Annotated in this window: 5 protein-coding genes; 3 read left to right on the forward strand and 2 right to left on the reverse strand. The window is 53.5% G+C overall.

The genetic code is table 11. From position 1 onward, the window contains the following. Positions 1-2: 2 nt before the first annotated feature. Positions 3-3,251, reverse strand: coding sequence for a SusC/RagA family TonB-linked outer membrane protein (locus tag AAHB90_RS12630; protein WP_342085497.1), 3,249 nt, complete (start codon positions 3,249-3,251; stop codon positions 3-5). A gap of 179 nt (positions 3,252-3,430) precedes the next feature. Between AAHB90_RS12630 and AAHB90_RS12635 the strand changes: the two genes are divergently transcribed. From AAHB90_RS12635 to AAHB90_RS12645, 3 genes are read left to right on the forward strand one after another with little or no spacing between them, the layout of a single operon-like run. Next, positions 3,431-7,660: a hybrid sensor histidine kinase/response regulator transcription factor gene (locus tag AAHB90_RS12635; protein WP_342085499.1), complete on the forward strand. Its 4,230-nt coding sequence runs from the start codon at positions 3,431-3,433 to the stop codon at positions 7,658-7,660. Further along, positions 7,657-9,645, forward strand: a complete 1,989-nt coding sequence (locus tag AAHB90_RS12640; protein WP_342085501.1) for a sialate O-acetylesterase — start codon at positions 7,657-7,659, stop codon at positions 9,643-9,645. Before AAHB90_RS12635 ends, AAHB90_RS12640 begins: the two co-directional genes overlap by 4 nt. A gap of 29 nt (positions 9,646-9,674) precedes the next feature. Next, the gene (locus AAHB90_RS12645) at positions 9,675-11,789 is read left to right on the forward strand and encodes an alpha-glucuronidase family glycosyl hydrolase (RefSeq protein WP_342085503.1); all 2,115 of its coding nucleotides are present in this window, start codon (positions 9,675-9,677) and stop codon (positions 11,787-11,789) included. A gap of 14 nt (positions 11,790-11,803) precedes the next feature. Here AAHB90_RS12645 and AAHB90_RS12650 read toward each other — a convergent pair whose 3' ends face one another. Next, the gene (locus AAHB90_RS12650) at positions 11,804-12,355 is read right to left on the reverse strand and encodes a hypothetical protein (protein ID WP_342085504.1); all 552 of its coding nucleotides are present in this window, start codon (positions 12,353-12,355) and stop codon (positions 11,804-11,806) included. Between the last annotated feature and the right edge of the window lie 89 nt (positions 12,356-12,444).

Genomic DNA, 12,444 nt, shown 5'->3' on the forward strand with positions numbered 1-12,444 from the left:
GATCAGAATTTAAGGTTTACGCCTACGGTGAATTGCCTTACCGGCGGGTTGTTGAGGTTTACGGCGATCTGTCGCTCCGGTGCGCCACGTTCGCTCGCTCCCTGTGGGTTGAGTGTCGACTGTCCGCTGGCATAGCTGTTCCCTTCCGGGTCAACGGCCAGGTTGTCTTTCACGAGCGGCGAATAGATAATGAACGGATTTGTCAGGTTCACGTAAATGCGGGCCGAGGTAGCGCCGATCTTTTTGACAATGTCGCTCGCGAACGTGTAGCCGAAGTTAATGCTCCGGCATTTGATGAACGAGCCATCATAATAGCCGAGCGTCGAACCAAAGTTAGCGACTGCGCTGCTGGCGTCAGGCGCGGGAAATGCGTTAGTTGGGTTAGTATCGGTCCAGTAATCGACTTTCACCTGGTTGACACGGCTCTGGTTGAAGAATGCAAACCCGCCGGAACCCGTAGAGTTGCCGGTAAGATAAGGCACAAGCACTTTCATGCCCATCCGCGCATAGGTAACGATCGACGCGTCAAAGTTTTTGAAGCTGAAACGATTGGTAAGGCCTCCCTCCCATTTCGGTTGGAAATTACCCAGGATCTGGCGGTCGCTTGCGTCGATTTTCCCGTCGGCATTCAAATCCTCGACCCTGATTTGTCCCGGATATTGCACGGGTGAAACCTGTTTGGCCAAAGTCCCGTTCTCCGCGTCGCTGAGTTGCCAGATGCCTATTTTTTTGTAATCATAAATGACCGAAAGTGGCTGTCCTACGAACCATCCCGCGCCAAGGTTCGCTTTTTCCTGTGGAGTGGTCAGCTGCGTGATTTTCTCGCGGTTGAAGAAATAGGTCGCATCCACGCTCCAGTTAAAGCCTTTCGGTTTGCGGGCAATTTCAAAAGTGACGGCCACTTCCAGGCCTTTTCCTTCGGTCCTGCCAAGGTTTTTCAATGTCGAACCAGCCCCATTGCTTGGCGGAAGCGGCACCGAAAGGAGAATGTCCTTGGTTTTCTGATGGTACCAGTCTACCGAGCCGGTAATGCGGTTGTTCAGAAAGCCGAAATCGATACCGATGTCTACTTGCGATGTCGATTGCCAGCTCAGGTTACTTGCGGGAAGACTTGTGACCGTGTAGGCCAGTTGCTGTCCTGCCGTGCCCGTACCAAAATTGTAATACCCGGCCGATAATGCTCCCAGCGTCGCATATGCACCCACATTCCGGTTACCAGATATACCCCAGCCGCCCCGCAGTTTCAGATTGGAAACGAAGGCGATGCTTTTCATAAAATCCTCGTCGATCACATTCCAGCCAACGCCCACAGCCGGATAATTGAAATACTGGTTACCGGGCGACAAGGTGGATGAACCGTCCCTGCGCAGCGTCAGCGTCAGCAAATAGCGGTCTGCGTAACTATAATTGAGCCTTCCCATGTAAGACAGCAGGCCGGTTTCCGAAAAGGAGTTGCCGAAATCGGAGTTGGCTACGGGCTGGCCGGATGCCAGCGAGAAGTTCGACGTTTTAATGTAATCCGCCGGAACGCCGGTCACCGTGAAGCGGCTGCCTAGTGAGTGGTTTTTAGTGTATTCATAAAGTGCGGTGAAGCCCAGCTTATGCTTGTCTGCAAATGTTTTGTCGTAATAAAGCAAATGTTGCAGGTTCACGTCCCAGTACTCGGTATTGCTGATCTCGGCTGTGGACGAGGATTGTACCGTCGCAGAATTGAAATACGTCAGCGGGCCGTTGTAACCATTGTAATTCGACTGGCTGAAATTCAGACCTGCATTGAACCGGTATTTCAAACCCGGCAGAATGGTTACCTCCGCGTAAAGGCTGTTGAACGTCCGGACCGAGCGCGTGCGCCCAAGGTACGAGTCCTTTTTCGTCAGGATCGTGAGCGGGCTTACACCGGCCGCATCGATAGAGCCTTCGGATGGAAACATATTCACACTGCCATCGGCATTGTAGGGTGACGCGAGCGGCGTCAGGCGGACCAATCCGCCCGGTACACCTCCGCCGCCGGGCGTGTTCTGATAGGTGAGGGTATTTAAAGTGTTCAGCCCGACGCGGATATTCTTCCCGATCCGCTGATCGATCGTCGCGCGGAGGTTGAAGCGCTGGAAATTCTGGTTCGGGATAATGCCCGTCTCATTGAAATAACCCAAACCAAGCGAGTATTGCGTGTTTTCTACACCGCCCTGCATGCCCAACTGATGATTAGACATGAACCCGGGCTTGTAAATCAGGTCCTGCCAATCGGTAGACACGCCGTTAGCCAGGGCTTCCTGCTCCTTCGGTGTGAGCAGATAACCCGACGTACCGGGGCTGGTACGGTTGTATTTGGCTGCATCCGTCTTGAACTGAGCATATTCCGGACCGTTCATGACATTGAATTTACCCATAATGCGCGTCTCCCCGTGGTAACCGTCGTAACTGAATACGGGCTTACCTACTTTCCCCCTTTTAGTGGTCACCAGAATCACCCCGCCAGCGCCGCGAGAGCCGTAAATAGCCGTTGCGGAGGCATCTTTCAATACTTCCAGGTTTAGGATATCGTCCGGGTTGATGTCGTTCAATCCGCCGAAAGGTATTCCGTCGACCACCACCAATGGACCGTCAAGGCCATCGCTTGATCCGGAACTGGTCGTGAGCGTCCGGTTGCCCCGGATCCTGATCTGGCCCTGAGAACCGGGCGTGCTGCCGTTACTGATGATGGAGACTCCCGCCGCGCGGCCTTTGAGCTGGTTGATCAGGTTCGGTGCCGGCACCTCTTTGAGCGTCGACTCGCTCACCGAAACCACCGAGCCCGTCACATCGCGCTTGCGTTGCGTTCCGTAACCTACCACAACCACCTCTTCCAGCACTTTATGATCGGGCGCCAGCGATACGTTGACGATCTTCTGATTTCCTACCGTCACTTCTTTGGAGGCATATCCCACCAGCGAAAACACGAGCACCGTGTTCCCGTTATCAGGAATTGAAATCCTGAAATTCCCGTTTTCGTCGGCACTCGTGCCGCGTGTCGTACCTTTAATGAGGATACTCGCACCGGGCAGTGCGTCGCCCGTCTCTCCGGTGACCTTCCCGGTTACTTCAAAATCGGCGACCACGTGTCCGGCATGCTTTGCCGATAGCCTGTTCAAATCATTGTCCGACGCGAGGGCAAAGTCGGCCTGGCCCAGGGCCATCATCACCATGAGCGGCCATCCGATAGCCGGAGACGCACCGAGGCGGTTTTCTCTTTTCCGTAGAAAGTAGCGCATACGCTTGCAGGGTTTTTGTTGAAAATTTTTATTTGTCATTTTGACAATATATTTTTAGAACATAATGATTCCAATAATTTATGGTAACCTTACAATGGACAAAAGTAGCATAGGCCTAAGACCGCCCGTGAGCACATTTGTTCAAACTATGGGAACAAATGTTTAAAACCGGGCCAAAAATGGCAGATTTAGAGAGAAAGTTGCATTTAACCGATGCACAGCGGCGGAACGGCAGCCTTTTCTGTCGTCTTTACAACAAACCATTATTTAAAGCATTCAAATTGAAACAATCCCGGCCGTTACTACGCTTACTGATTTACCTGCTGCTGCTTTTCGCCGGCGCAGGAAGGATCGTCGTGGCCCAAACCGAGCCACCCCGTTTTACCGCTGTTACTTCGATGGACGGGCTCTCTTCCAACACCGTAACCGCCATCCTGAAAGACCGCCACGGGCTGCTCTGGTTCGCTACCGACGATGGCCTCAACAAATTCGATGGGACGGGTTTCACCGTTTACAGACATGAGAAAAAGGATTCGAGCTCTCTTAAATCCAATGACGTTTCAGCGATTTTCGAAGACCGTGCCGGCCGGATATGGGTCGGTACCATTATCGGCGGGCTGCATTTGTACGACCGCCGGAAAGATTCGTTCGTAAGGGTCAAAACCTTTCACAGTATCAACTCGATTTGCGAGGACAGCCAGGGCAAAATATGGTCCGGTACCACCCAGGGCCTCATGATCATCGACCCGCTTACCCTTGCTATAAAGACATTCACTTCCATTCCCGGCACGCCGGCGCAGGTCGCGGGCAAGCATGTACACAGGGTGTTCCGCGACCGTCACCAGCAAATGTGGGTCGGCACCAGCGACGGTTTGTTCAGGTTTCAGGATAAACAGAACCGCTTTGTCCCCATAGATTACCGCGGTTCCGAAAGCTATCCGGAAGGTTCGGAATTTGTGACGGCCATTACAGAAGATAGTTCCGGCAGCATGTGGATCGGGACACAGCATGGTTTGTTCGTCCTTTCCGCGGCGGGCAAGCAGATCCGACATTTCAGATACCAACCGGGAAACAGTCATTCGATCAGCAACAATATGATCTTCGCGATCGCCGCACAAAGCCGGGATGAGGTATGGGTCGGTACCGACGGCGGGCTGAATATCATCGACACGCGCTCAGGACGCATTACGCGTCACGCGCCCGACCCGCGCATGCCGTTCAGCATAACGAACAAGTCTATACGCAGCCTACTCAACGACCCGGCGGGCATTATCTGGATGGGTACTTACAAGGGAGGCGTCAACAAATACGACCGTAACCTTACCTTGTTCGGACTGAAACGCTGTGACCCATATGACCCGTACGGCCTCAGCGCGCCGTTCGTAACTTCCTTTGCCGAGTATCCCGACGGCCGTATTTTCGTCGGTACCGACGATGGCGGCGTCAACCTCTACGACCGCAAAACCAACCTGATCCGCAGGTACGCTATTCATCCGAAGAACAAGGCGGCATCGTCCGGGCTTGCCGTGCTGTCGCTGAGACTTGCCGCGCCGGACGCACTCTGGATCGGCACATTTCAGGACGGGCTTTTCCGGCTGAACCCCGTGACCGGCAGATATGAACAATTTACCCAGGGCCCGGAAGCGGGCTCGCTGGGTAACAACAACATTTTTGCCCTTACCCTGGACAAAAACGGGAAGCTGTGGATTGGGACAAATGGCGGGGGCGTCAATGTGTTCCACCCTGAAACGGGCCGGTTCGAAAGGCTTTTTCACCCCAACGTTTCCCTCCTCAACCGCGCCATTCCGCTAAACGCCTATATCCGCGACATTGTGGAGGACCGGCACGGGAAAATGTGGATCGCGTCCCATGGCACCGGCATTGCCGTTTTCGATCCTGAAAAGCGTGTTTCCGTACTGCTCGACAGAGAAACTGCCGCGCTTCCGAGCAACAATGTACTCTCTCTCCTGGAAGATAGCCGGGGAAGCATTTGGGCCGGTACCAGTGGCGAAGGCCTCGCATTGTTTGACCCGAAAACGCGCAAATTCACGACATTCGGCGTCAATGAGGGGCTTTCGAGCGGCATGATCAACAAGGTCCTGGAAGACGCGCAGGGGCGTATCTGGGTGAGCACCAATGAGGGTATCAGTTTTTTTGACCTGCATAAAAAGAAATTCACCAACTATACCACGCACAATGGGCTGCAAAACAACACATTCGCAATGGGTGCGGGCTTGCGTACCTCCGATAATGTGCTCTTTTTCGGCGGCATTGCGGGCTTCAATTACATCGATACCCGCAGCCTGAAAAGGAACCAGGGACAAACCCCCGTAATGCTGAGAGATCTGAAAATAGGAAACCGCGCCATCACCTCCGCCGATGCGGGTATGATCGACGCCGATATTTCCGTCGCTCAATCAATACGCCTGGACTACAAGCAGAATTTCTCTATCGGTTACGGCGCGCTCAACTACACGAATCCCGAACAGACCACCTACCGATACCGCCTCGTGGGGTTGCAAAATGAATGGCAGCAGGCAGGCCAGGCCACCACAGCCAGCTATACCAACCTCAGCCCCGGCGATTACCGGTTCGAAGTGCAGGCCAGCAGCGACGGCAGCGACTGGACTTCCCCACCCGCAGCGGTAGCCGTAACCGTGAAGCCGCCGTTCTATCTCACCATTTACGCCTACATTTTCTATGTGCTGGCACCCATTGCGGCAGTATACCTGATGCGGCGGCGCGGTATCCGCAGGTTGCACCGCAAATTCAGGGAGGAGCAGGCCCGTCGCGAAACAGAGCGGAAGCAAGAGCTCGACCAGCTGAAAATCAAGTTCCTGACCAATCTCAGCCACGAGTTCCGCACACCTATATCGCTCATTCTTGCGCCAGTCGAAAACCTGCTTGGCCCGGAGCAACCGCACCAGCCGCAGATCGCGGCCATCCGGCGTAATGCAAAACGGCTGCTCAACCTCGTGGATCAGCTGCTGGATTTTAAAAACTTGCAGGAACAGGAATTAAAGGCCGACCTGCGCCGCAACGACATTGTACCATTTATACGCGACGCCTGCGACTCGTTCAGCGACCTTTCGCAGCGGAAACGGATCCGTTTCACATTCGACAGCGCAGTGTCGCATTTGCTGATCGATTTCGATGCCGACAAAATGGAGCGCATTCTGTTCAACCTCCTTTCGAATGCATTCAAATTTACGCCCGAGGGCGGCGAGGTGCGGTTGCAGCTGACCTGCGGCACCGACGATGCACAACAAAACTGGCTGTATATCAAGGTATCCGATACCGGAATCGGCATTTCACCAGAACATCGCGAAAAAATCTTCGACCGGTTCTTTCAGGACGATGCCAACGCCTCGGTGCTCAACCAGGGCAGCGGAATCGGCCTGTCGATCGTCAGGGAATTTGTACAAATGCATGGCGGTTTCATTACCGTTGGAAGCAATGGGGAAAAGGGCAGTGTTTTCACCGTCGGCCTTCCTTGTGAAACGTGGGTGTTCAATCCCGTCGAAATTGCGCCCGCCGTTCCTTTCGGGGATGCTCCTATTCAGGAAAAAAGCTCCGATCCCGCAGGCAAAATCTCGCAAGGCGAGTTCGACGCAATGCCGGGCAACGCTTTGCCCCGCATACTGATCGTGGAGGATAATGCGGAGTTCAGGCATTATCTCAAAGAAAACCTGGAAACGCATTACCGTGTGCTGGAAGCGGCCGATGGTAAGGAAGGCTGGCAAAAAGCGCTCAGCTGCCACCCCGAACTGATCGTAAGCGATATCGCAATGCCTGAAATGGACGGCCTTGCCCTGAGCGGGAAGATCAAGTCCGACAAGCGCACCAGTCATATTCCGATCATACTCCTCACGGCGTCAAGTGGAGAAGAACAGCAGTTGAAAGGGCTCAGCTCGGGGGCAAACGATTACCTGACGAAGCCTTTCAATTTTGAAATACTGAATGTAAAAATCAATAACCTACTGCTGCTCAACAGGCTACTTAAAGACGTGTATTCGAGGCAGATACAAATGTCGGGCCGTGATGTGGCGATCGAATCCGGCGATGTTAAACTACTCAGGGATATGCTTTCCTATATCGAAGACAACCTGAATTCTACACAACTCAGCGTGGAGAACCTGGCCAGGCACGTAGGCATGAGCCGGGGAACACTTTACACCAAAGTACTGGAAATCAGCGGGCAAACCCCAATTGAGTTCATCCGGTCGATCAAGCTGGAAAAAGCCGCGCTATTGCTCGAAAAAAGCGATATGAACGTTTCGCAAATCTCCTACACGGCCGGTTTTGCCACACCCAACTATTTCACAAAGTCATTCAAGGCCAAGTTCAACATGCTGCCATCGGAATACAAGGCGATGAAACGGAAGCCATTTTTAGACGTATCACATTGAATTACATTATTTTAAACACCATCGGATCGATCCGGATGAACATTTCAAAACCCCTGACCCTGTTGCTTCTCTTCGCGGCCATGCCGCTGTACGCCCAGATCCGTCTGCCCAAACTGATTTCCGACCATATGGTTTTACAGCGCGACCAGCCGCTCAAAGTCTGGGGCTGGGCGTCGCCAAAGGAGAAGATTACCCTTCAATTCGACGACAAAACCTATAAAACTGCGGCAACCGCTGCTGGAAAGTGGGAAATCGGGCTTCCTGCACATTCCGCGGGAACGGGCTATTCAATGGTTTTGAAGGGGAAGAATGAAGTCCGGATTACGGATATTGCTTTCGGGGATGTGTGGCTATGCAGCGGGCAGAGCAATATGGTGATCAACATGGAGCGTGTGAAGGAACGGTTTCCGAACGATATTGCGTCGGCCAATTACCCTGAAATCCGCAATTTTTTCGTGCCGACACTCACCAATCTGAACGGCCCGGTGGACGATTTCCCGAAAGGCGAATGGAAAACCGCCATCCCTGAAAACATCCTTAGCTTCGGGGCCGTCGCCTACTTCTTTGCCCGCGAAATCTATGAAAAGCACAAAGTACCGATCGGCATTATCAACAGTTCTGTCGGAGGAACACCGATCGAGGCGTGGATCAGCGAACCTGGTTTCAAGGATTTTGGAAATACTCAGAAAACCATCACGCAAAATAAGGACACGAGCTATGTGAATGCGTTCGCACGTCAACCGAATGCCAATCCACAGGATCGCGTGGCGGATGCGGGCACCATGGAGCATTGGGAAAGCAATGCCTATCAGCCGAGGGGATGGCGGAATTTCAATATCCCCGGTTACTGGGAAGATCAGGGATTGAAGTCGCTCGATGGCGTGGTGTGGTTCCGGAGAACGATAGTGGTCCCGCAGCACTGGACCGGGAAGGCCGTCAAGCTGTACATGGGGCGCATTGTGGATGCGGATGAAATGTATGTCAATGGCAAAAAAATAGGCAATATCACTTACCAATACCCACCCCGGCGGTACGAAATCCCCGGCGACCTGCTCAAAGCCGGCCCGAATACCTTTGTGGTAAGGGTAACCAATTCGTCCGGCAAAGGCGGCTTCGTGCCCGATAAACCCTATTTCATGACGACCGGCAAGGATACCATCGACCTGAAAGGCACCTGGCAATACAAAGTCGGTGCCGTATTTCCCCCCGGTCAGGCCCCGCCTACCGCGCGGCTGGTGCACCAGAATCAGCCCACGGCTTTATATAATGCAATGATCGCGCCGGTTTTACCTTTGAAAATCAAGGGATGCCTATGGTACCAAGGCGAATCCAACACGGGCAACCCGGAACCTTACAACGCGTTGCTCCCGGCGCTGATCAGGGACTGGCGGGCGCGTTGGAACGACAATCACTTGCCATTTCTCGTGGCGCAACTGCCCAATTTTCAGGATATCGACTACACTCCGGCAGAAAGCAACATCGCTCTGCTGCGGGAGGCGCAGAATAAGGCGCTCGCATTGCCCAATACCGCAGTGGCCGTCACGATCGACCTGGGCGAGTGGAATGATATTCACCCGCTCAATAAGAAGGACATCGGCAAACGCCTGGCGCTCGCCGCCCGGAACCTGGCATATGACGAAAAGGACATCGTTTACTCCGGCCCGGTGCTGAAATCGCACAGCGTCGAAAACGGGAAACTCATACTGACCTTTGACCACGTCGGGGAGGGTATTGTTTCATCCGACGGTGAGGCGTTGCGCTGGTTTGCCATCGCAGGCGATGACCGGAAATTCTTCTGGGCGACGGTCGAAATACTCGGCAAAGACCGGATTGCTTTGCAAAGCGAGCAGGTCAAATCTCCCAAATATGTCCGCTATGCCTGGCAGGACAACCCCGAGGGTGTCAATTTTTACAATTCGGCGGGGCTTCCCGCTTCGCCATTCCGCACGGATGGTCAAGACGTGAACCATGCTCAAAATCACTGAACGTTTTTAACCCATTTCTAAACCGAATCATGAAATTTTTTACCTGGCTTCGTAACCTGCTTCTCCTTATAGCTGCAACGATTGCTCACCTCAATGCCTCCGCCGACGACGGTTACCGGCTTTGGCTTAAATATGACAGGATCCGGAATGAGGCGACCCGAACGGCTTACAGCAATTCTTTTCGCTACATAGCCATCTCGGGCAGCAGCGATATCCTGAACAACGCGGCCAAAGAACTGCAAACCGGCCTGACCGCCATGACGGGTAAGGAAATCCCGGTCGTTAAGGCCCCGGTAAAGAACCAGAACGGCATTATTCTCACTATTTCGGCAGGAGATGACGCGTCCGGCGATGGCTATTCCATCCAAATGCAGGGTGCAAATACCGTCATTTCCGCCGCCAAAGATGCCGGGGTGCTATACGGCAGTTTTGCCCTGCTCCGGCACTTACAGCAGCACCTGCCTGTCGAAAAAGCCGCAGGACAAAGCAGCCCGAAGATCCAGCTGCGGATGCTCAACCACTGGGATAATCCGGAAGGGACCATCGAACGTGGGTACGCGGGAGGCTCGCTGTGGAAATGGTACGAGCTGCCGGAAACCGTCGATCCGCGCTATACCGACTATGCGAGAGCCAATGCGTCAATAGGGATCAATGGTACGGTCGTAAACAATGTGAATGCCAGCGCACGTTTTCTGACGGCGGAGTACCTGCACAAAGTGGCTGCACTGGCCGGTGTTTTCAGGAAATATGGTATTAAAACCTACTTGTCCATTCATTTTGCCGCCCCTAAAACGCTGGGCGGGTTGAAGACTTCCGATCCGCTCGATCCGGAAGTGAGAAAATGGTGGACCGAAAAAACGAAGGAGATTTACAGTATTATCCCCGATTTCGGAGGATTTCTCGTTAAAGCCAATTCAGAGGGCGAACCAGGCCCGCAGGATTATGGCCGTACCCACGCCGACGGCGCCAATATGCTCGCCGAAGCCCTTGCTCCGTTCAAAGGCGTAGTGATCTGGCGGGCGTTTGTTTACAAGGCCGATCCTAAGGCCGACCGCTTCAAGGCAGCGTACGAGGAGTTCGTGCCGTTGGATGGAAAGTTTGCGAAAAACGTGATCGTGCAGGTTAAGAACGGTCCCATTGATTTCCAACCGCGTGAGCCATTTTCTCCGCTATTCGGTAATATGCCCCAAACGCCGCTCGGCATAGAATTTCAGCTCACACAGGAATACCTTGGTTTTGCTACGCACTGGGTTTATGAAGCCCCCATTTTCAAAGAATGCCTTGATGCCGATACTTACGTGAAGGGCAAAGGCTCCACCGTAGCCCGCATTGTCGACGGCTCTCTCCACGATTATCCATTGACCTGCATGGCCGGCGTAGCCAATACCGGTTCCGACCGCAACTGGACCGGGAACCCGATGGCCCAGGCCAACTGGTATGCCTTCGGCCGGTTCGCCTGGGACCACACACTGACCGCGGAAGCCATCGCGCAGGAATGGACTCAGCTTTCATTAACCACCGAGACAAAATCGGTTGCCACAATCAGCAACATGATGCTGCGTTCAAGGGATATTTATGTCGATTACAATACGCCGCTGGGCTTATCGCGCCCGTGGACAGGCAGCCACTACGCCCCCGAACCCTGGCAAAACCGCAGCTCCCGTCCCGACTGGACGGCTATTTATTATCACCGGGCCGACAGCCTCGGCCTGGGCTTCGACCGCACGGCTGATGGCAGCAATGCCCTGGCGCAATACCGGCCGGAAGTGCGCCGCACCTGGGACAACGCAGAAACCTGCCCACTGCCCTACCTGTTCTGGTTTCATCACATTCCCTGGTCTAAAAAACTCAGCTCCGGCAGAAACCTCTGGGATGAACTTTGCCACCGGTTCTACACCGGCGCCGACTCGGTGCTATGGATGCAAAAGCAATGGGCGGCAGTGAAAACTTCGATCGATCCCGATATACATGCGGACATTACCGGCCGGCTTATAAAGCAGCACAAAGAGGCAATATGGTGGCGGGACGCGTGGCTACTTTATCTGCAGACATTCTCCAAACAGCCGATCCCCGCCATTTATCCAAAGCCGGAAAGGACATTGGAGGAGGTGAAGAATACTGTTAACATTTACCTGATGCGGTAGTAACTGCGGGATATTCAGTTTCCTGCGCGAGGCTCGTTCATTTGCCGTTCTTTAATCCGCTGCTCGGCAAGTGTTTCCACGTTGTAGGCCTTGCGTTCGGCGTCCGTGACCTTCGTGCTGTCGATCCGGTAACGCTCAAACTTAGCGTTGGAGCCCATTCTGACATATTGCGTTCCGTAAATCTGTGGCTCGCCCTTCCGCATAAGGTGCCGGTCTATGGCAGCGGCGAGTAGCCATTTATTGGTAGCGGGGTCGAATTCGATGGCCTTTTTCATCAATTTAATGGCCTTGGCGGACGCAACGGTATCCATACCGTGTTGGAAGATCATCGCGCTGTGGTAATAGTCCTTGCCGGTTGCCACTTTCCCGGAATCCAGGAGCTCGTCCACCCTTTTCCGCCGGAGCGCGTCGTCCTTATTGAGCTGGTTCCAATCGATATTGGCGACTTTCCTGGCCGACTGGTCAGCCTCGTACATGCGCGAAATCTCCGCGTTGTCAGTAGTTTGGCCAAACAGCGGCAAATGGCTGACGAACAGGGTCAAAATGAGGACGATTGCCAACTTCATACGGATGTAGATTTGAATGTTAATATCAGTGACAAAAGTATCAACTCTCAATCCCGCTACTCATTTCCAGTATGTTATTTAAACAAAAA

Origin of the sequence: Dyadobacter sp. OTU695 (assembly GCF_038440355.1) — a bacterium.
Lineage (GTDB): Bacteria > Bacteroidota > Bacteroidia > Cytophagales > Spirosomataceae > Dyadobacter.

Excerpts from the sequence above, each read along its gene's own strand:
- AAHB90_RS12650 (WP_342085504.1), bottom strand. The coding sequence starts at position 12,355 with ATGAAGTTGGCAATCGTCCTCATTTTGACCCTGTTCGTCAGCCATTTG.
- AAHB90_RS12645 (WP_342085503.1), top strand. The coding sequence starts at position 9,675 with ATGAAATTTTTTACCTGGCTTCGTAACCTGCTTCTCCTTATAGCTGCA.
- AAHB90_RS12635 (WP_342085499.1), top strand. The coding sequence starts at position 3,431 with ATGGCAGATTTAGAGAGAAAGTTGCATTTAACCGATGCACAGCGGCGG.
- AAHB90_RS12630 (WP_342085497.1), bottom strand. The coding sequence starts at position 3,251 with ATGCGCTACTTTCTACGGAAAAGAGAAAACCGCCTCGGTGCGTCTCCG.